This is a genomic window from Actinomadura miaoliensis (assembly GCF_039536785.1).
Taxonomy (GTDB): domain Bacteria; phylum Actinomycetota; class Actinomycetes; order Streptosporangiales; family Streptosporangiaceae; genus Spirillospora; species Spirillospora miaoliensis.
The window spans coordinates 951942-971863 of sequence record NZ_BAAAZG010000001.1 but is presented as its reverse complement, the minus strand read 5'-3'; the positions used below and the strand labels follow the sequence as shown (position 1 = coordinate 971863).

Below are 19922 nucleotides of genomic sequence, written 5' to 3'. Positions count from 1 at the left end.
CCCGCTCGCCGACGGCGCGCCGCTCGGCCGCCGCGTACCCGCCGAACGTGCGGCGCAGCAGCGGCAGCACGTCGGTGAACGCCTCGCCCGGCAGCCCGGCGATCCAGCCGTCCAGCAGGCGCAGCAGGTCGTCGTCGTGCACCAGCAGCAGCCCGCCGCCCGCCAGGAACCCCTCCACCCAGGCGGCGGCGCGGTCGGGCGCGGTGCCGACGGACACGGCGCGGGCCATGCGGGCCGGCACGTCGTCGAGCCGCCCGGCGTCCAGCAGCAGCCGGACGAGGCGTCCCTCCAGCAGGCCGTGCACGGCGTGGTCGCCGTCCCGGTCGGCCAGGCCGCGCAGGGCGCGCAGCCAGCGGTCGGTGTGGTCGTCGTCGCCGAGCAGGGACAGCGCCCCGTGCACGGCGTCGATGTGCCCGAGCATCTCCCGGGACGCGTCGTCGTCCAACCCGGTGACGGCCGGGGGCAGGCCCACGCAGACGCGCACCACCAGGCCGTCGACGACGGTGCGCAGCGGGCCCGTGGGGGTGCCGCGCACGTCCCCGTACCGCAGCGCGCGCACCAGGGCGGGCAGCGCCGCCATCAGGTGCGCCACGTCGGAGTCGACGGCGGCGCGGTCGGCCAGGGCGCACATGACGGTCGGCAGGGCGTCGCCCAGGTCGGCCAGCAGGCACCGCTCGGCCAGCGACGTCAGCTCCGACAGGGCCGTGGCCTGGGACGCCGTCGCCTCCGCCCGCGCGGCCGCCGCCCCGTGCACGGTGGTGCCCCAGGCGCTGGCCTCGATGAGCTCCACGTCGAACTCCGGCCGCCACAGCAGCGTCCAGCTCTCGCGGAACGTGCCCTTGGACCGTCCCTGCGCCTCCTGCGGCACGCCCCAGTCGACGTCCAGCAGCCGCAGCCGGTGCAGCAGCCGGCTGCGGTCCAGGTCGAGCGGTTTGCGCAGGTCGAGGTCGTATTCCCGGTCGAGCGCGGACGGCTTGAGGCGCAGCCGCCGCTGCTCGGCCTGCAGGTCGCGCTGCAGCGGCACCATCGGGGTCCGTTCGGGCACCGACCCGAGCCGTTCGCCCACCACCATCCGGCGCTGGATGAGCTCCACCGGCAGGTCGTTGCCCTCGCACAGCACGGCCCGGGTCGCCTCGGTGACCTCGTCCAGCCCCGCCAGCGGACGGCCGCGCAGCGCGGCGAGCGTCTCGGCGAGCCGCACCGCCTCGATGACGTGCGCGGAGGAGACGTGCAGGTCCTCCTCGCGCAGCAGCCGCGCGGCCTCGGTCAGCCACCGCTCGACCGGCCGGTCGCCGGACGCGAACAGGTGGTGGTACCAGCCGGGGGACCGCACGCCCGCGCCGTACCCGGAGTGGCCGGCCAGCCTGCCGTGCGTCCACGGCACCCAGGTCATCGCGACCTTGGTCTTGGGCAGCCCGCGCAGCGTCTGCTCGTCGCGCGACGCCGGGACCTTCTCCAGCAGCGCCGGGACGTGCCAGGCGCCGCACACCACGGCGACGCGCTCGTAACCGTCCTTGAGGGCGCGGCGCAGCGTGCGGCGCATGTACGCCTCGCGCTGCTCCTCGCGCCGCAGGTAGCCGGGCGGCAGCCGGTCCAGGCCGCGTTCCGGTTCGGGCAGCTCGGCCAGCCGCGCGCGCAGCTCGGCCATGGCCTCGGCGATCGCGGGGAACGGCGAGGGGCCGTCGTGGCGGTGCTCCACCACGTCGTCCCACCAGCGTTCGGCGTCGTCGTATCCGGCGATCTTCGCCAGCCAGCCCAGCGGGTCCAGGCGGATGCCGTGCTCGGGCTCCTCGCCCTGCCCCTCGGGCCGTTCGGCGGCGATCCGCTGGGGGTCGTCGCCCTCGGGGAGGGGCGCGTCCGGGGGCGTGCCGGGGTCCTGCGGGTCCTGCGGCTCCTGCTGCCGGACGAGCTGGTGCGCGGCGGGCAGGTCGCAGAACCGGACGGGGACGCCCGCGTCCAGCGCGTAACGGATCGCCTGCCACTCCGGGCTGAACTCGGCGAACGGCCAGAACGCCGCCTGCCGCTCGGTGCCCTCGCCGCCGTCGGGGGACGGGGTGCGGCCGGGGGAGTAGGCCAGCAGCGCCACCGGCGGCACCATGCCGGGGTCGGCGGCCAGGGCGACCAGGTCGTCGGCCTCCGGAGGCCCCTCGATCAGCACCGCCTCGGGCTTGAACTCCTCCAGCGCCCGCCGCAGCGCCCGCGCCGACCCGGGACCGTGGTGCCGGATCCCGAACACCTCGACCCGCGTCCGCTCCCCGCGGTCGGGCACCCGCCGCCCCGGCGCGGGCGGGCCCGAGGCCGCCGGCGCGGAGGCGGCGGGACGGGGCGGGGACGGGGTCAAGACACCTCCCGGCAGGCGCGGTAGAAGTCCCGCCAGTCGGGGCGTTCGCGGACGACCGTCTCCAGGTACTCCTGCCACACCACCCGGTCGGACACCGGGTCCTGGACGACGGCGCCGACGATGCCGCCCGCCACGTCCGCGGCGCGCAGCACGCCGTCGCCGAAGTGCGCGGCCAGCGCCAGCCCGTTGGTGATCACCGAGATGGCCTCGGCGGTGCTCAGCGTGCCGCTCGGCGACTTGAGCCTGGTGCGGCCGTCGCCGGTGAGGCCGCCGCGCAGTTCCCGGAAGACCGTCACCACCCGGCGGATCTCCTCCAGGCCCGCGGGCGTGTCCGGCAGCTCCAGCGCCGCGCCGATCTCGTCGACCCGGCGGGAGACGATGTCGACCTCCTCCTCCACCGTGGCGGGCAGCGGCAGCACCACCGTGTTGAACCGGCGGCGCAGCGCGCTGGACAGCTCGTTGACGCCGCGGTCGCGGTCGTTGGCGGTGGCGATCACGGTGAAGCCCTTGCGGGCCTGCACCTCGGTGCCCAGCTCGGGGACGGGCAGCGTCTTCTCCGACAGGATCGTGATGAGGGTGTCCTGCACGTCGCTGGGCATGCGGGTCAGCTCCTCGACGCGGGCGACCGCGCCGGTGCGCATCGCCCTCATCAGCGGGCTCTCCACCAGCGCCCGCTCCGACGGGCCCTCGGCCAGCAGCCGGGCGTAGTTCCACCCGTACCGCACGGCCTCCTCGGACGTGCCCGCCGTGCCCTGCACCAGCAGAGTCGAGTCGCCGCTGACGGCCGCCGCCAGGTGCTCCGACACCCACGTCTTGGCCGTGCCGGGCACGCCGAGCAGCAGCAGCGCGCGGTCGGTGGCCAGCGTCGCCACGGCGACCTCCATCAGCCGCCGCGGCCCGATGTACTTGGGGCTGATCCGTGAGCCGTCGGGGAGCTCGCCGCCCATCAGGTAGGTGGTGACCGCCCACGGCGACAGCCGCCACCCGGGCGGGCGCGGCCGGTCGTCGTGCTCGGCCAGCCTGGCCAGCTCGTCGGCGTACTGCTGCTCGGCGTGCGGCCGGAGCACACCACCCGGGGGAGTGGAGTCGGTGGTCACCGGTGAACCTCCATGACGGTCCCGGCCGTGACGCCGGGGAGAAGTCGGACTTGTAGCGAAAAGCCAGGTCGGAGCGCGGTGCCCGGTGCCGTGGCACGGGCGCGTCCCCAACGGGATAGATACCGCTGGACGGGACGAATCCCGCCTTTTCGGGAGAAAATCTGCGGGGGAGCGGAAGGGCACGTGCTGTTCGGCGGAGCGGCGGCGTCCCGCGCGGCGGGCGCCCTCGCCCGGGAGGGCGACAATCCCCGTGCGTCAGTCCGGGGAGGGGTCAACAGGACAGCTCCTTCAGCATTTCGTGGCGGAAACGCAAGGTCTCGGTCAGTTCGGTGAGCGCGTGCCCGGCCGCGCCCGTCGTGTGGGCGCCGGTGGCGGGGGCGCCGAACCGGGCCGCGACGGCCTCCAGCCGGGGCGCGGCGGCAGGGCTGAGGCGCTGGTCGGCCAGGCGGCACAGCTGGGTCAGGGTGTGCTCATGGGACTGCGCCCGCCGTTCGGCCGCGGCCGCCAGAGTGATCACCACGGCGTCGGCGAGCTGGCCCGTCCACGGGCCGGGGATGCGTTCCAGGACGCGCAGCAGGTCGGGGTCGCCCTCCACCCAGCGGATCAGGTCGGCGGCGGCCTGGTCGCGTTCGTCGTCGGGCAGCACCCGGAGCAGATCGGCCAGCGCCTCGGGCTCGTCCACCATGACGCCGCCCTTGAGCAGCGCGCGCGCCCACGCGACGTCGCGCTGGCGCAGGGCGGCCCGCGCCCAGCCGATGTGCACGTCGCGGGCGCTCCGGGCGTCGCCGCCGTCGCGTCCCTCGGCGCCGTCGCGGTCCTTGCGGCCCTTGTGCTCGGCGGCGTCGGCCACGGGCAGGCACACGATCTCCATGGGCGGCAGGCCGAACAGGTCCGTCCACGCCGACAGGGGCGTGCGGGCCAGGATCTCCCTGAGCCAGGCCGCCCGCGTCCCCACCGGCCCACCGGACCGGCCGCCCGGCGCGAACGACCCGGTGGGATGGAACGGGACGCCGTCGCGGGCCAGGTCCTCGTCGTGCGTGCGCGGGGGCTCCACCAGCACCCACGTGCGACGGCGGCCCTGCACCGTGCGTTCTTCGGCGTGCACGCACGCGCGGGCCCGGGCCGCCATGCGCGCCGCGTACGCCGAGCCCGGCATCCGGGCCAGCAGGTCCGCGGCGATCTGCCGGACGTCCTTGCCGCGGTCCTCCAGGGCCGACTCCAGGAACTCCTCGTCGTCGGCCGACAGGCCGTGCTCGAACGTGGCCAGGAACGCCGTCCGGTCGGGCGCGGGCTCGCGCCCCCAGGTCTCGCGGAGCGCCTCGCGCGCCGCCGCCGGGTCGGTGCCGCGCAACGCCGTCAGGTAGGCGACGCGCTGGTTGCGCGTGCCGGTCTGCCACACCTCGGGGCCGCCGCCCGGGTCGTCCCCGGCCCCCACCAGGTACGCCCACTCGGTGTTCTGCAACGCCAGCCACACGCCCCGCCGGCCGGCCGCGCGCGCTATGGACGGCCGCAGCATCCGGTCGCTGCGGCCGCGTTCGAGCAGGTCGGGCAGCAGCCGCGCGGGGACGCGGCGTCCGTGCGCCGCGGCCGCCTCCAGCCACTCGGGCAGCACCCGGATCTGCGTGCCGCCCAGGATCCGCGCCAGCCGCCGCGCCGCCGCGGGGGAGACGACCGGCAGGTCCTCCACCGGCGCCGGCGCGATCGGCTCCGGGGACCTGGGCGGACGCATGCCCGCGCGCCGCCGCACCGTCAGCAGCGCCGCCTGGTCGAGCAGCCGCGCCGCGGCGTCGCCGACCTCGGCGGGGGCCTCCGGAAGGGACGGGGCGGGCTTGCGCCGCGTCCCCAGCAGGGCGGCGGTGACGTGCTCGTTCCACACCCCGTTCGGCGCCGTGCTCACAGCACCACCATCCCCTCGTCCTCGTGCCAGGCCGCCAGGGGACGCAGCCCGCGCGGCGTCCACTCGCCGGCGAAGGTGACCGGGTGCCCGCCCGACACCGCCAGCAGCCGCCACGGGTCGGTGGGACGCAGCGCGAGCGCGTCCCCGGCCTCGTCCATGACGTGCAGGGCGCCGTCCTCGGACCGGGCCAGCCGCACCGCCGCCAGCGTCACCGGCCAGCGGTCCAGCCACGGGTCGCGCGCCAGGGCGGCGGCGTGCTCGTCCAGGAACCCCCGCACCGTCGTGCCATCGGGCACCGCGGGCTCGGCCGGGCCGTGCCGCTCGCCCACCAGCGCCCGCAGCGGCTGCGCCCCCGGGTAGAACACCATCTCCGCGTCGATCTCCGTGCCCACCATCAGGGACGCGTCCAGGGGTCGCCCGGGCGCCGCGAAGGACAGCACCAGGGCGGGACGACCCGTGCGGCGGCCCCGCAGCCACACCCGCCGTGTGGTGAGGCGCTCCTGCTCGGAGTCGTGCGCGCCCGTCACGCACCACCGGTCGCGGACCCGCTCGCCGCGTTCGGTCACCTCGTCCTGGGACAGGGTGAAACCGACCCGGGCGCGGACCGTCTCACGCAGCCCCTCGGGAAGCTCCTCGCCGCGCTGGTAGGCCCGCACCAGCAGCCGCAGCAGCGCGTACTCCTCCAGCAGCCGGTCGGGCCACCCCGGCCGGCGCGGGATCCCCGCCAGGCCCTTGACCTGCCCGGCCAACGCGCCGGCCTGGGCGTCGACGAGGCGGCGGGCGACGTCGTCCCACACCCGGTAGGGGGCGTGCTCGGCCTGCGCGAGCCCCTGGGCGACCTGGTCGCACAGCCACTGGTCGAGCTCGGCGATCCCCTCGTCGACCCGCCGGCGCCGCCGCTCGGCGGTCTTCGGGTCCCTGGCCTTGGGCGCCGCCGCGGCCTTGCGCTCGCGCGCCTTCTCGGCCTGGGCGCGACGCCGGCCGACCCACTCGGCCGCCCACTCCGGGCGCGCCCCGCCGCCGACCGTCCCGTCGCTCCACAGCAGCAACAGCCCCAGCCCGTGCTTGCAGGGGAACTTGCGGCTCGGGCACGTGCACCGGAACGCCGGCTCGGTCAGGTCGACGCACGCCCGGTAGACGCTCTTGCCGCTCCCCTTGCACTCGCCCCAGACCGCCTCGCCGTCGGCGCCCGTCCCACTCCATTTCGAGGGCCTGGCGACACCGGCGGCGGCCTTGGCCGACGCCGCGTCGGGCGCGAGCCCGAGCACCTGCTCCCGACCCCATCGATCGCTCACATTGTCGAAACTATCGACCGGGTCCGACATTCGCCCGAAGGCAGTACATCTACGTCCGGCGCGGCCCCAGATCGCAGACCGTGATCATTCGGTCGCGGCCGCCGGGCTCAGACGCCGGGCAGCAGGGGAAGGTCGGGCAGGGACGACGCGTCGGGCGCCATGAGCGTCGCGCCCGCCAGCAGCGACACCAGCGACACGACCGCGAACAGGCTCACCCAGGCCAGCCCCGGGACGCCCGTGAGGTGCGCCAGCTGGTCGGCGTCGGAGGACGGGGCCATGTGGCGGACGCGCATGCGCTGCAGCTCCACGACCGGACGGGTGGCGGCGAACAGCAGGAACCACGCGGCCAGGTAGGCGAACCCGGCCTGGGTCTTGTCGCCGCCGAACCACGACACCCCGAAGATCAGCGCCCCGGTGGCCACCACCGACAGCACCCCGTACACGTTGCGGATCATCACGAGCATCCCGGCCAGCAGCGCCAGGGAGAACCACAGCATCAGCGTGACGCGCCCACCGGCCAGCAGCAGGGCGAACAGCAGGCCGAGCAGCGGGGGAGTCAGGTACCCGGCCATCGCGGTGAACACCATGCCCGGGCCGTGCGGCTTGCCGCGCGAGACGGTGACGCCCGAGGTGTCGGAGTGCAGCTTGATGCCGTCCAGCTTGCGCCCGGTGGCCAGCGCGATCAGCGCGTGCCCGCCCTCGTGCGCGATCGTCACCACGTTGCGCGCCACCCGCCAGGTGGGCCCGTGCACGACGGCGGCCAGCGCCAGCAGGCCGACCAGGATCACCAACCACCACGGAGGGTCCGGTTGCGTTCCGGTCAGCCGATCCCACAGGTCGGCGATGCTGCCCGCGTCAGCGCTTGCCACGTCCACGTCCACCTCGGAATTCTCGGTTCGCGTCGGCGATCCCACAGGGTAGGACGTTCCGGACCGCCGCCGCGTTCGTTTCGTTCCGGCGGTTCCGCGCACACGTGCGACACGTCCGGGAGGCCGGGGTTCGCCCCATCGTCCCGGCATGGCGGCCGCGCCGCCCCCGCACAAAGGGCACGAGAGGCTTTCCTGAACGCACGGATGATCGGCAGGACGCCATTCCGTCCGAGAATAACGGGAATTATCCGGCGCCGTGGTTAATCGTTCCACCAAACGCGCGCCGCCCGCCGGCGGCGCTCCCTAATCTCTGGTCCGCACTGACGATTGTCCCTCGCGGCCTGAGGAGCTGGCGCGATGCCGGAGAAAGTGGCGACGAGAAACGGGGCGGAAACGCATTATCGGGAGCTTGTCCGGTTGGCGTATTTTGTTCAGCCGGGCCGGGCGCGCCGCGTCTACCGGATGGCGGTCGCCCGGCGGATCGTCGACGAGGTCGTCACCCGGCGCCCGCGCGGTGACCTGGCCCGCCAGCGGACCCGTGTGCTGCGCCGGGCGATGCGCCCGTCCCGCCGGCTGCGCATCGGCCTGGGGCCGTGGCTGCGCGCGCTGCCCGCCCGCCTGCCGGACGCGACGCTGACCGCCGCGCTGGCCGACCTGGAGCCGCCCGTGCGCGTGGCCTGGGTGCTGCGGCGGGTCGAGGGCATGCGCCGGTACGCGGTGCGCGACCAGCTGCTGCGGCTGCGCGTTCGCGACCCCTGGCCGGTGATCGACGCCGCCGACGCCGCCGCGCTGCCGGACATGGAACCGCCGGACGCGTTCTCCTTCGGCCCCGGGCTGGACCATCCCGTCCGCCGCCGCCCGCTCATCCCCGTCGCCGCCGCCGTGGTGCTGACCGCCGCGCTGGGGGGCACCCTGGTCGTCACCGAGAACGAGGGGTCGCTGGCGGGCGGCGCGGGCTCGGCCGCCGACCGCCGGCTGCACCTGCTCACCGCCGCGGCCGGCGCCTGGCGCGGCGGCCCGCACCGCCTGGACGTCTGGCCCGCCCGCGGCGACCTGACCGGCGACCGCGGCTTCACCGCGCGGGCGCTCAGGGCGTGGGCCCGCTCGCCCGCCGCCCCGCACCCGCCGGACAGGGGCGACATCGGCGCCCAGCTCCTCTACGCCGGGCGCGTCGACGGCGTCCCCACCGCGCTGCTGCGCAACGGTGACCGCGTCGCCCGCTACAGCGGGCGGGGGCGCCCCGTGGAGATCTTCACCGCCGCCGCCGGTGACGGCTCAACGCCCCTGCCGCTGGGCGGGGGCCGCTACCTGCTCGCGCCATGGGACACCCGTGCCACGACGCCCGGCGGCCGCAGGGTGAGGGTCGACGCGGGCGTGACCGAACGGGTGCCCGCCCCCAGGACCCCATGCGGGCGCGGCCCCCTCCTCCGCCTCGAAGGCGCCGGCGGCGTCCGCACGGTGGGCGACCTCGGCTTCTCCCGTCCCGCCGTGCTGACCCAGCGCCCCGTCGGACCCCGCCCCGCCGAGCGCCGCGTGCACGCCGCCGTGCCGCTCCAGGCCGGCGGTGTGCGGCTGTGGGAGCGGGTGGCATGCGCGCTGCCACGTCCGGAACGCCCGGTCACCGAGGCGTCGGCCCGGCAGTTCTGGACGGGCTCCCTGCCCTACGGCGGCGGCCCCGCAGAGTGGGTGTGCACGAACCTGTCCTTCATCGCGGGCGGCCCGGCGGGCGAGGCCACGCTGCTGCGGCGCGACGCCCACCACGCCACCGGCAGCTGCGACATGGCCAAGCCGGTCAGCGGCACCTGGTGGCAGGCGCCGTCCGGGCGGTGGTACTACCTCGCCGCGGCCGGTCCGGGCCTGGTGCCGCACATACAGAGCGAGGGAGTCCTGCGCACGACCGACACCAGGGGCCGCCTGCTGGTCGCCTCCAGCCCCCGCTCGCCCCACCATTCCGGCGTGCCCATCACCCTCACCGCCCGCGCCGGCTGAGCCCGCCCGGGGGCCGGGTCAGCATTCGCTTACTCGCGTGGGGCAGACTAGGGGAGTCGAACCGGGTTCCGCGCGACGGGTGCGGACGGCGAGAGGCGAAAGGGGCCGTCGATGGGCAAGGGGCCGCTGTCGGGCGTGCGGGTGATCGAACTGGCCGGCATCGGGCCGGGGCCGTTCGCCGCGATGCTGCTGGCCGATCTGGGCGCCGACGTCGTCCGCGTCGACCGCGCCTCCTCGGCCGCCCGCGGAAAGGACCCCGTGCCCGCCGACTTCCTGGGACGCGGCAAACGCTCGATCGCGGTCGACCTGAAGAACGAGCGGGGACGCGAGGTCGTGCTGCGCATGGTCGAGCGGTCGGACGTGCTCATCGAGGGCTTCCGCCCCGGCGTCACCGAACGGCTCGGCATCGGCCCCGACGCCTGCCTGGCCCGCAACCCGGCCCTGGTGTACGGGCGGATGACCGGCTGGGGCCAGGAGGGGCCGCTGTCGCGGAGCGCGGGCCATGACATCGGCTACATCGCCGTCACCGGCGCCCTGCACGCCATCGGCCGCGCCGGCGGGCCGCCCCAGGTCCCGCTGAACCTGCTCGGCGACTTCGCGGGCGGCAGCATGTACCTGGTCGTCGGCGTGCTGTCGGCGCTGCTGGAGGCGCGGGCGTGCGGCCGCGGCCAGGTCGTGGACGCCGCGATCGTCGACGGCACGTCGCACCTGTCGACGTTCATCCACTCGTTCCTGGCCGGCGGCATGTGGCGCGACGAACGCGGCGTGAACCTGCTCGACACCGGCGCGCCCTGGTACGACGTGTACGAGACGGCCGACGGCGGGCACGTCGTGGTCGGCGCGCTGGAACCGCAGTTCTACGCCGAGTTCCTGCAGCGCCTCGGCCTGGCCGACGCCGGCCTGCCCGACCGGGACGACCCCGCGAACTGGCCGGAACTGCGCGAACGCTTCGCCGCCGCCTTCAAGTCCAGGACCCGCGACGAGTGGGCGGAGATCTTCCTGCCCGGCGACGCGTGCGTGGCGCCGGTGCTGTCGCTGCGCGAGGCCGCCGAACACCCGTACAACACCGCGCGGGAGGTGTTCGTCGAACGCGGCGGCCACCGCCAGCCCGCCCCGGCGCCGCGCTTCTCCCGCACGTCCACCGAGATCGGCGGCCTGCCTCCCGCCCCCGGCGCCGACAGCCGCGACGTGCTGGCCGAACTGGGCTTCGACGACGTGGACGACCTGCTGTCCGACGGCGCGGTCACCCAGGCCTAGCGGCCGGTCCCAAAAGGCTGCGAAAGTCGCGGCGTTCCGGTGTCGAGTCCGATACCGGGGGTAGTGGCACAGACCGTCACGTCCACCAGGCGTTGGGGGCTGATGCCGATCATGGGACTGTTGCGATCTGCGGCGCGCATGGTGCCGAAGGTCGCCGCCGGGGCCGCCGAAGTGGCGGGAGGTGCGGCCGGGCTGGCGTGGGGAGCCGCCGAGGTGGCCGTGGAGGTCCCCCGGCGGGCCGTGCGGGCGGTGCCCGCCCCGCCGGTCCCGCTGTCGGCGCTGCCGGGCCTGCCGGTGGCGATGTCGCTGCCGGTCGCGGTGCCCGGCCTGATCACGTTGCACCGGCCGCGTGGGCTGCCCAGACCGCCCGCCCTGCCCCGCCCGCCCGGATGGTCGCGCATCGCCGAGTTCTCCCGGCGTGCCGAGCTGAGCAACCTGGTCGGGCCCCGCAGCAGGCGCCGCGTGTGGTCCTGCGAGGGACGCGCCTGCATCGAGCTGCACGGCCATGCCGTCGGGCGGGCACGCGAGGCCGTCGAGCTGCGCCGGGCGGTCGGCGCGGCCGTGCGGCGGCTGGAGGGCGTGAACTGGGCGCAGGTCAACGCGGTCACCGGCGAGATCATGTGCGCCTTCGACGAGGACTCGCTGCCGGTGGACCGGCTGGTGGCGGTGATCGCCGCCGTGGAGAAGGACCACGAGGTCCCCGACAGGCCGTTCCCCATGTCCGCGCATCCCGCCGACCGCGCGCCGGTCACCGCCGAGACGATCGCGCTGGTGACCGACTGCGCGGCGTTCACGCTGGCCGCCACCGGGCGGCTGACGCGCGCGCCGCGGCTGCCGGGCGTGTTCCGCATGGTGCTGCCCTGGGTGGACCACCAGCCGAGGCTGCGCGGCCTGCTGGAGAGCCGGCTCGGCCCGCACGGCACCGACATGGTGCTCGCCGTCGGCAACGCCGCCATGCACGGGCTCACCCAGGAGCCCGCCGGGCTGGCCGTCGACGTCCTGCACCGCGTCGTCCTGATCGCCGAACTGAACGCGCGGCGCGCCGCGTGGCTCGGCTGGCACCCGCGGCTGTGCGCCGCCGGCCTGCCGCACGAGTCGCCGCTGCGCGCCGAACGGCCCGTCCCGCTGCCGGACGGCCCCGTGGAGAAGGCCGCCGACCGCTCCGCGCTGGCCACCTTCGGCGGGGCCGCGGCCGTGCTCGGCCTGACCCGCGACCCGGGCATGGCCACCGGCCTCATCATGGCGACGGTGCCGCGCGCCGCCCGGCTCGGCCGCGCCGGATTCGCCGCGATGCTCGACCGGCAGTTGTCGCGCGACGGGGTCGTCCCGCTGGACGGCTCCTGCTACCGGCGGCTCGACCGGGTCAGCGCGGTGGTGGTGGACGCGCCCGTGCTGTGCGTGGACGACCTGGAGATCCTGTCCGCGGACGACCCGTCGACGTGGCGGACGGCGGCGCGGCTGCTGGAGCACGATCCGGGCCTGGACGGCAGGGCCGACGACGAGGGCCTGCGGCTGGAACGCCTGGAGGACGTCGACACCGAGGGCATGCGGGTGCGCGTCGTCGACGCCGACGGCACCGCGCGCGGCGGCGCCGTCGTCGGCCACCGCCTGCATCCCCTGGCCGAGGCGGTGCTCACCGCCGCGCGCGACAGCGACGCGCGCGTGCTGCTGACGGAGAACGCCTCGACCGCCGAACTGATGCCGCTGGCCGACGACGCGCTCGACCACCGCGTGCCGCTCGTCGAGCACGTGCGGCGGCTGCAGCAGGAGGGGCACGGCGTGCTCGTCCTCACCGCCGCCGACGATGACGCCGCCCTGGCCGCCGACGTCGGCGTCGGCGTGGTCAGGCGACCACCGGCGCCCCCGCGCGGCGACGATGCCGGGCGGCTCCACGACGGGGCGGTCGTGTGCTGGGGCTCGGACCTGATCTGCACCGGCGGGCTGGAACAGGCGTGGCGGGTGATGGTCGCCGTGCGCGCCGCCCGCGAGGCCAGCAAACGCGCGGTGCGGCTGGCCACCGGGGGGTCGGCGCTGGGCGCGCTGCTGGTGGTGACCGGACGCCGCACCACCGCGCCGTTCAACCTCGCCCCGATGCACAGCGCCGCGCTCGTCGCGCTGCTCGGCGGAGTGGTGTCCGCGCGGCGCCTGGCCGCCCGGCCCGCGCCGCAGCCGCTGCCGCGCGTCCAGTGGCACGCGCTGGACCCGCGGGCCGCCGCCGAACAGGCCCTCGCGCTGCGTCCCGCGCCGCCCGCCGAAAAGCCGTCGCGTCCGCGCCTGCCGATACCCGTTCCGCTGCCGGACGGCGTCGGCCGCCGCGCCGGAGTGTTCGCCGACGTGGCCCGCGCCGTCGGGCACGAGCTGCGCGACCCGCTGACGCCGGTGCTGGTGCTGGGCGCCGCCGCGTCCGCCGTCGTCGGGTCCGGGGTGGACGCGGGGCTGGTCGGCGGCGTCATGGCGGGCAACGCGCTCATCAGCGGAGTGCAGCGGGCGCGGGCCGAGCGGGCGCTGCGCGACCTGCTGCTCGACCAGCGTCCCCCCGTCCGCCGGGTCCGCGTGGACGGCGACCGGCGGCCGTGGGACGACCCGCTGGTGCGGCGCTGCGAGCCGGTGCCGGCCGACAGCGTGCCGGCGGCCGAGCTGCGCGCGGGCGACGTCATCGTGCTCGGCCCGTCCGACCTGGTGCCCGCCGACGCCCGGCTGCTGGCCGCCGACGACCTGGAGGTCGACGAGGCCAGCCTGACCGGCGAGTCGCTGCCGGTGGCCAAGTCGGTGGAGGCCGTGCCGGGCGCCGAGCTCGCCGAGCGCAGCTGCATGCTCTACCAGGACACCACCGTGCTCACCGGCCGCGCCTACGCCGTCGTCGTCGCGACCGGCGCCGCCACGCAGGCGGGGCGCGCCGCCGCGCTGGCCGGACGCGGCGCCGCCCCCAGCGGCGTGCAGGCGCAGCTCAACGAGCTGACCCGCGTGGCGCTGCCGGTGACCGGGCTGAGCGGCGCGCTGGTCGGCGCGCTCGGGCTGCTGCGCGGCGCGTCGGTCCGGCAGGCGGTGTCGTCGGGCGTGGCCGTCGCGGTCGCGGCCGTCCCCGAAGGGCTGCCGCTGGTGGCGACCGTGGCGCAGCTGGCCGCCGCGCGCCGCCTGTCGCGCCGCAACGTGCTGGTGCGCAGCTCCCGCACGCTCGGCACCATGGGCCGCGTCGACACCCTGTGCTTCGACAAGACCGGGACGCTGACCGAGGGACGGCTGCGCGTCACCACGCTCAGCGGGCCCGAGGGCGAGGCGCGGTTCGACTCGGCGCTGGGGCGGCGCGTGCTGACGGCCGCCGCGCGCGCCTGCCCGCAGGGAAGCGGCGCGGAGGGGCCGCGTCACGCCACCGACCGCGCCGTCCTGGACGCGGCCGCCGCGCACCTGGGCGGCGACGACGGCTGGCGGCTGGTCCACGAGACCCCGTTCGAACCCAGCCGCGGGTTCTCCGCCGCCACCGGATGGGACGGCGACCGGCCGACGCTCGTCGTCAAGGGCGCGCCCGAGGTCGTCATGGAACGCTGCGACCGCGTCGTGTCCGGCGCCGCCACCAAGACGCTCACGGCCGAGGGGCGCGACAAGTCCCGGGGCGTCGTGCGGGACCTGGCCGAACGCGGCCTGCGGGTGCTGGCCGTCGCCGAGGCGCGGCCCGACGCGTCCCGGCTCGACGAGGGCAGGGCCGCGCTCGACGGAGAGCGGCTCACGCTGGTCGGGTTCGTCGGCATCGCCGACCCGCCGCGCCGCGACGCCGCCGACGCGATCCGCACGCTCACCGAGGCGGGCATCCGGGTCGTCGTCATCACCGGCGACCATCCCGCCACCGCCCAGGCCATCGCCGCCGAGCTGGGCGTCCCGCACGCCGACCGGGTGCTGACCGGCGCCGAGCTGGACCGGCTCAGCGACCGGCACCGCGCCGCCCGGATCGCCCACACGTCGGTGTTCGCGCGCGTCGGCCCCGAGCACAAGGTCCGCATCGTGCAGGCCCTGCGCCGGGCCGGACGGGTGGTCGCGATGACCGGCGACGGCGCCAACGACGCCGCGGCGATCCGGCTCGCCGACGTCGGCATCGGCCTGAGCGCCGGGGACTCGGCCGCCGCCCGCTCCGCCGCCGACCTCATCCTGCCCGGCAGCGACCTGCCCGGCATCACCGAGGCGCTGATGGAGGGCCGCATGCTGTGGCAGAGCGTGCGCAACGCGGTGTCCATCCTGGTCGGCGGGAACGCGGGCGAGATCGCCTTCACCGTGTACGGCACCGCCGTCGGCGGCCGTGCGCCGCTCAGCACGCGCCAGCTGCTGCTGGTCAACACGCTGACCGACATGATGCCCGCGCTGGCCGTGGCGCTGGCGCCGCCCAACGGCGACGGCGAACGCCCGGCCCGCCGCGGCCCGTTCGGCGACCCGCTGCACGAGGCCATCGCGGCCCGCGGCTTCGTCACCGCGCTCGGCTCCATCCTCGCCTGGCAGATCGGCCGCCTCACCGGGCGGCGCCGCCGCGCCGGCACCATGGGCCTGGCCGCCCTGGTCATCACCCAGCTCGCGCAGACGCTGCAGATGGGACGGCACAGCCCGGCCGTGCTGGCGACGTGCGCCGCCTCGGTGCTGGTGCTCGCCGTCGTCATCGAGACGCCGGGCCTCAGCCACTTCTTCGGCTCCGTGCCCCTCGGCCCGGGCGCCTGGGCGGTGGTGCTGGGGTCGGCCGCGGTGGCGGCCGCCGTCTCGGTGTTCGGCCCGCGCCTGCTGCGCCGCCTGCCCGCCCTGAAAGTGCCCGCCCTGAAAGTGCCCGCGCCGAAAGGCGCCGCGCCGAAGAGCCCCGCCGCGGCCCCGTCCCGGGCCGCGGAGCCGGCCGTCAGCGCGTCGCGGCCGTGACGGCTTCGGACCAGATGGACAGGGCCTCGTCGATCTGCTCACCGGTGACGATCAGCGGCGGGATCATCCGGACGACCTGGCCGTACGCGCCGCAGGTGAGCAGCAGCAGGCCGCGCTCGACGGCGGCGGCGTGCGCGCGGCGCGCCGTGCCGGGGTCGGGTTCGCCGTCCGGCGTGCTGAACTCGCTGGCCTGCATCAGGCCCAGGCCGCGCACGTCGCCGACCCGCGGATGGTCGGCGGCGACCTTGCGCAGGCCGTCGTGCAGACGCGCGCCCATCTCGGCCGCGTTGGCGACCAGGCCCTCCTCCTCGATCACCTCCAGGGTGGCCAGCGCGGCGGCGCAGGCCACCGCGTTGCCGCCGTAGGTGCCGCCCTGCGAACCCGGCCGGCCGCGTTCCATCAGGGCGGCCGGTGCGGCGATCGCCGACAGCGGGAACCCGCTGGCCAGGCCCTTGGCGGTGACGACGACGTCGGGACGGACGCCGGAGTGCTCGTGGCCCCAGAACCGTCCGGTGCGGCCGAAGCCGGTCTGCACCTCGTCCATCACCAGCAGGACGCCGTGCCGGTCGGCGCGTTCGCGCAGCCCCTCCAGGAACCCGGGCGGCGCGGGCACGTAGCCGCCCTCGCCGAGCACCGGCTCCACGACGAACGCGGCCGTGTCGTCGGGGTGGCTGACGGTCGCCAGCAGGTGGTCCAGCTCGCGCAGCGCGAAGCGGACCGCCTCGTCCTCGCTCCAGCCGTAGTGGTAGGCGTACGGGAACGGCGCGACCGCGACGCCCGGCATCAGCGGCCCGATGCCCGTGCGGAACTTGGTCCCCGCCGTGGTGAGGGCCGCCGCGCCCATGGTGCGCCCGTGGAAGGAGCCCTGGAACACCACGATGTTCTGCCGCGCGGTGGCGTGCCGCGCCAGCCGCACCGCCGCCTCGACCGCCTCGCTGCCGCTGTTGACGTAGAACAGCGCGTCCAGGCCCTCGGGGAGCACCTCGCCCAGGCGCTCGGTGAGCCGCAGCAGCGGCCGGTGCATCACCGTCGTGTACTGGCCGTGGATGAGCGTGGCCACCTGGCGCTGCGCCGCCGCCACGACCTTGGGGTGGCAGTGGCCGGTGCTGGTGACGCCGATGCCCGCGGTGAAGTCCAGCCACCGCCGGCCGTCCTCGTCGATCAGGTGGACGCCCTCGCCGCGGTCGGCCAGCACCGGCGTGGCCTGCTGGAGCAGGGGTGACAGCGTCGCCATGCGCGCCTCCGTAGATTGTCGACAATCTACCGTCCATGGCACCACGGACCGCTCCCCGCTGTCCAGGGCGGGCCCGGCCCGGCGGCCGGGGCGCACGGCCTCGGCGCGGCCCCGGCACGGCCGGCGGTGTCAGGGCCTGCGCAGGCGCTCGATCGAGTCGGTCATGTGCTCCTCGATGAGGCGCAGCAGCCGCTCCTCCTCGCCGTCGGCGATCGCGTCCACCAGGCGCCGGTGCTCCTCGACCAGCTCGTCCGGCTCGGGGTAGGTGTCCTGCAGCGCGTTCAGGCACATGCGGGTCTCCACCAGCAGCGTCTGCGCCATCCGCTCCAGCCGGGGGCTGCCCGAGGCGCCCACCAGCACCTGGTGGAAGCGCTGGTCGGCGTCGCTCATCGCCACCCGGTCGCGCTGCCGGGCCGCCTCGACCAGGTCCTGCAGCGCCTCGGTCAGCCGCAGCACGGCCTCGCCCCGGTTGCGCGCCATGACCAGCGAGCAGGCGGCCCGCTCGATCGCCAGCCGGGCCAGGTACACGTCCTCGACGTCGCTCTCGTCCAATGTGATCACGAACAGTCCGCGGTGCGGCTCGCTGTGCAGCAGGCCCTCCTGCACCAGGCGCTGCATGGCCTCGCGCAGCGGGCCGCGGCTGATGCCCAGGCGCGCGGCCAGCTCGGCCTCGCCGAGCTGCGTGCCCGGCGCCAGCGAGCCGTACAGGATCGCCGAGCGCAGCTCGTCGGAGACGATCTCCACCGTCGACCTACGCGGGACAGGTTCCAGTTCACCCAGTCGGCCCATGCCAGGGCGCCTCCTCACAGCGTCTGACTGCGCGGGGGCAGCGCCCCGGAGGAGCCGACGTCCGCGGACGGCGTGGCCCCGGGCACCGGTACGGCCGGGCCCCGCGCGGCGAACAGCGTGCCCAGGCCGGAGCGCGGACGCGGCGCGCGCGCCCCGTTCGCGGCCAGGCACAGCCCCTCCCAGACGGTCACCTGGTTGGCGGTGAGCACGGGCTTGCCCACCCGCGCCTCCAGCTCGTCCAGCCACGCGACGGTGTGCAGCGCGGTGTCGGGCACCAGCACCGCCTCGGCGTCGGGGTGGTCGTTGGCGGCCACCAGGTCCAGCACCTGCTCGCGCGTCAGCGTCCCCACCTCGGCGGCGGTGACGATGCCCTCGCACGACAGCGACACCGCCTCCACGCCCGCGCGGCCGAGGAAGTCCACGAACCGCTCGGCCACGTCGGCGGGATAGGACGCGGCGACCGCCACCCGGGTCACGCCCAGGTGCCGTGCCGCGTTGACGAACGCGAACGACGTGCTGGACGCGGGCACCCCGGCGGCGTCGCGGACACCGGCGACCTGCTGCGCGGCGCCGTCCCATCCGAAGACGAAGCTGCCGCTGGTGCAGGCCCACACCGCCGCGCGCACGCCGAGGTCGCGCAACCGCCGCGCGCCCTCGGCCAGCACCTCGGCGCCGCCGATGTCCAGCAGGGCGTCGACCCGGTGCGCGTCCTCGCGCATGGCGGTGTGCACGACGGCCAGGCGGACGTCGCCGAGCATGCGTTCGATCACCGGGTAGTCGTCCTCGGCGCTGTGGCCGGGGTACAGGAAGCCCACGCCGCCGGGGGTCGCGTCGCTGGGTGCCATGGAATCCGCTCCTGGGAGAGTAGATTGTTTACAATCCTACGCGGGTCGGTGCACGGGGTGCCGCCAGGGGGCGGCCGGGGCGCGGGCCGCGCTCAGGCGGCCGGGGTGCCGCTCAGCTGGACGAGCCGCTGCCCCTCTCCGGCGGCGGGACGGCCGATCGCGCGCAGCGCGGCGCACATCGTCACCTGGTTGGCGGTGAGCACCGGCTTGCCCAGCATCCGCTCCAGCGGCGCGATGATGTCGTAGGTCGGCACGTTGGTGCAGCTGATGAACACCGCCTCGGCGTCCGGTCGGTCCACCCGGGCGACCGCGTTGACGATCTCGCCGTACCCCACCTTCCAGATGTGGCTGAGCAGCCCGAGCCCGACGCTCGACACCACCGACACGCCGTGCTCGCCGAGGAACGACACCAGCCGGTCGGTGACGCTGTCGATGTAGGGGGTGACGACGGCGACGCGGCCGGCGTCCAGCAGCCGCAGCGACTCCACCAGGGCGCCGGACGTGGTCGTCGCGGCGGGCGCGCCGGCCGACACCATGGCCGCGTGCAGGGAGTCCTCGCCCGCGGCGCCGTGGATGAAGCTGCCGGACGCGCACGCGTACACCACCACCAGCGGCTCGGGCGCCAGCACGTCGCGGGTGGCCTGCCGGACGATCGAGTGGTCCGACAGGGCCGAGGCCATCTCCACGGTGACCGGCACCGGCACGTACGGCAGCCGGGTCATGTGGAGCGACACGTCGTCGGGCGTCCAGCGCCACAGCTCGCGGTCGAGCGCGAAGTCGAACGGCGCCACCACGCCGACGCCCTGCTGGGCGCGCAGCTCCAGGGGAGGCAGCAGCGCCAGGTCGATGGTCATCCCGGCCGCCGCTTCAGGACTCGTGCCGGCGGTAGGACAGCGTCTCGCCGACCGCGCCCGCGCGCCACACGTCGTTGCACGCCTCGGCCATGCGGTCCAGGCCCTCGACGATGGTGGCGTACACGTTGCCGGGCACCCAGCCGACGTCGCCGTTGAGCAGCAGGTTGTTGCGGCCGTAGAAGATGGCCAGGTCGATGACGCCGGGCAGGCCCTCGATGCCCTTCTCCTCCTTGAACCCCCGGTCGAGCATGCCGCCGGGGAACGAGAAGTACACCACGTCGCCGGGAATGGGGGTGACGGTCGGGTTCTCCAGCCCGACCTCCTCATGGGCGAACCGCTCCACCATCGTGTAGACCTCGTTGCGGGCGTACTTGGCGTGGTAGGCCGGGCCCGCCAGGGGCAGGGCGTTCCACACCGCCTCGCAGGTGCGCGGCGCGTCCTTCTCCAGGAGTTCCGCGACGCAGGACACGCCGCGGCGTTCCAGCGTGATCGTGATGTGCCTCGGCAATGCCGGCCTCCCCGTGCGCAGGGGTGGGCGAGATCGTCGCTCACCCGAGGGACTGTTCCG

The 19922-nt window shown here is 75.9% G+C and carries 13 protein-coding genes; 3 read left to right on the top strand and 10 right to left on the bottom strand.

The features are described from left to right. The 5 genes from ABD811_RS04360 to ABD811_RS04340 all read right to left on the bottom strand — a co-directional run. On the bottom strand, positions 1-2269 hold a 2269-nt coding region (locus ABD811_RS04360; RefSeq protein WP_344941076.1), incomplete at its 3' end, for a DUF5682 family protein. A gap of 68 nt (positions 2270-2337) precedes the next feature. Beyond that, positions 2338-3438: an ATP-binding protein gene (locus ABD811_RS04355; RefSeq protein ID WP_344941016.1), complete on the bottom strand. Its 1101-nt coding sequence runs from the start codon at positions 3436-3438 to the stop codon at positions 2338-2340. 271 nt (positions 3439-3709) lie between these two features. After that, a complete protein-coding gene (locus ABD811_RS04350) occupies positions 3710-5335 on the bottom strand; it encodes a DUF5691 domain-containing protein (protein WP_344941013.1) in 1626 nt (541 codons plus the stop codon). Further along, positions 5332-6630 (bottom strand): SWIM zinc finger family protein, encoded by a 1299-nt coding sequence (locus ABD811_RS04345; protein ID WP_344941011.1) that lies wholly within the window; start codon positions 6628-6630, stop codon positions 5332-5334. Before ABD811_RS04345 ends, ABD811_RS04350 begins: the two co-directional genes overlap by 4 nt. A gap of 107 nt (positions 6631-6737) precedes the next feature. Beyond that, entirely contained in the window at positions 6738-7499 is a 762-nt protein-coding gene (locus ABD811_RS04340; RefSeq protein ID WP_344941008.1) for a M50 family metallopeptidase, read from the bottom strand. A 417-nt stretch (positions 7500-7916) separates the two neighbouring features. On the opposite strand from ABD811_RS04340, the gene ABD811_RS04335 reads away from it, so the two are divergent. The 3 genes from ABD811_RS04335 to ABD811_RS04325 all read left to right on the top strand — a co-directional run bounded on the left by ABD811_RS04335 (position 7917) and on the right by ABD811_RS04325 (position 15632). Then, entirely contained in the window at positions 7917-9488 is a 1572-nt protein-coding gene (locus ABD811_RS04335) for a hypothetical protein (protein ID WP_344941005.1), read from the top strand. A gap of 111 nt (positions 9489-9599) precedes the next feature. After that, a complete protein-coding gene (locus ABD811_RS04330) occupies positions 9600-10745 on the top strand; it encodes a CaiB/BaiF CoA transferase family protein (protein ID WP_344941002.1) in 1146 nt (381 codons plus the stop codon). A 120-nt stretch (positions 10746-10865) separates the two neighbouring features. Then, complete coding sequence (locus ABD811_RS04325) at positions 10866-15632, top strand: HAD-IC family P-type ATPase (protein ID WP_344940998.1); 4767 nt, start codon at positions 10866-10868, stop codon at positions 15630-15632. Here the strand turns inward: ABD811_RS04325 and ABD811_RS04320 are convergent. The 5 genes from ABD811_RS04320 to ABD811_RS04300 form a co-directional block, all read right to left on the bottom strand. Next, positions 15613-16866 carry an aspartate aminotransferase family protein gene (locus tag ABD811_RS04320; RefSeq protein ID WP_344940995.1) on the bottom strand — a complete coding sequence of 418 codons (1254 nt, stop codon included), beginning with the start codon at positions 16864-16866 and terminating at the stop codon, positions 15613-15615. The genes ABD811_RS04325 and ABD811_RS04320 overlap by 20 nt on opposite strands. Positions 16867-16995: 129 nt before the next feature. Next, positions 16996-17655, bottom strand: coding sequence for a GntR family transcriptional regulator (locus ABD811_RS04315; RefSeq protein ID WP_344940992.1), 660 nt, complete (start codon positions 17653-17655; stop codon positions 16996-16998). Between the two features lie 14 nt (positions 17656-17669). Then, positions 17670-18500, bottom strand: coding sequence for a maleate cis-trans isomerase family protein (locus tag ABD811_RS04310; protein WP_344940989.1), 831 nt, complete (start codon positions 18498-18500; stop codon positions 17670-17672). 92 nt (positions 18501-18592) lie between these two features. Then, on the bottom strand, positions 18593-19354 hold the full coding sequence (locus ABD811_RS04305) for a maleate cis-trans isomerase family protein (RefSeq protein ID WP_344940986.1): 762 nt from the start codon (positions 19352-19354) through the stop codon (positions 18593-18595). A 13-nt stretch (positions 19355-19367) separates the two neighbouring features. After that, positions 19368-19850, bottom strand: coding sequence for a DUF3830 family protein (locus ABD811_RS04300; RefSeq protein ID WP_344941073.1), 483 nt, complete (start codon positions 19848-19850; stop codon positions 19368-19370). Between the last annotated feature and the right edge of the window lie 72 nt (positions 19851-19922).

Bases quoted from the DNA above. Each gene is read 5' to 3' on its own strand.
- ABD811_RS04305 (WP_344940986.1), bottom strand. From the start codon at position 19,354: ATGACCATCGACCTGGCGCTGCTGCCTCCCCTGGAGCTGCGCGCCCAG.
- ABD811_RS04320 (WP_344940995.1), bottom strand. From the start codon at position 16,866: ATGGCGACGCTGTCACCCCTGCTCCAGCAGGCCACGCCGGTGCTGGCC.
- ABD811_RS04310 (WP_344940989.1), bottom strand. From the start codon at position 18,500: ATGGCACCCAGCGACGCGACCCCCGGCGGCGTGGGCTTCCTGTACCCC.
- ABD811_RS04315 (WP_344940992.1), bottom strand. From the start codon at position 17,655: ATGGGCCGACTGGGTGAACTGGAACCTGTCCCGCGTAGGTCGACGGTG.
- ABD811_RS04330 (WP_344941002.1), top strand. From the start codon at position 9,600: ATGGGCAAGGGGCCGCTGTCGGGCGTGCGGGTGATCGAACTGGCCGGC.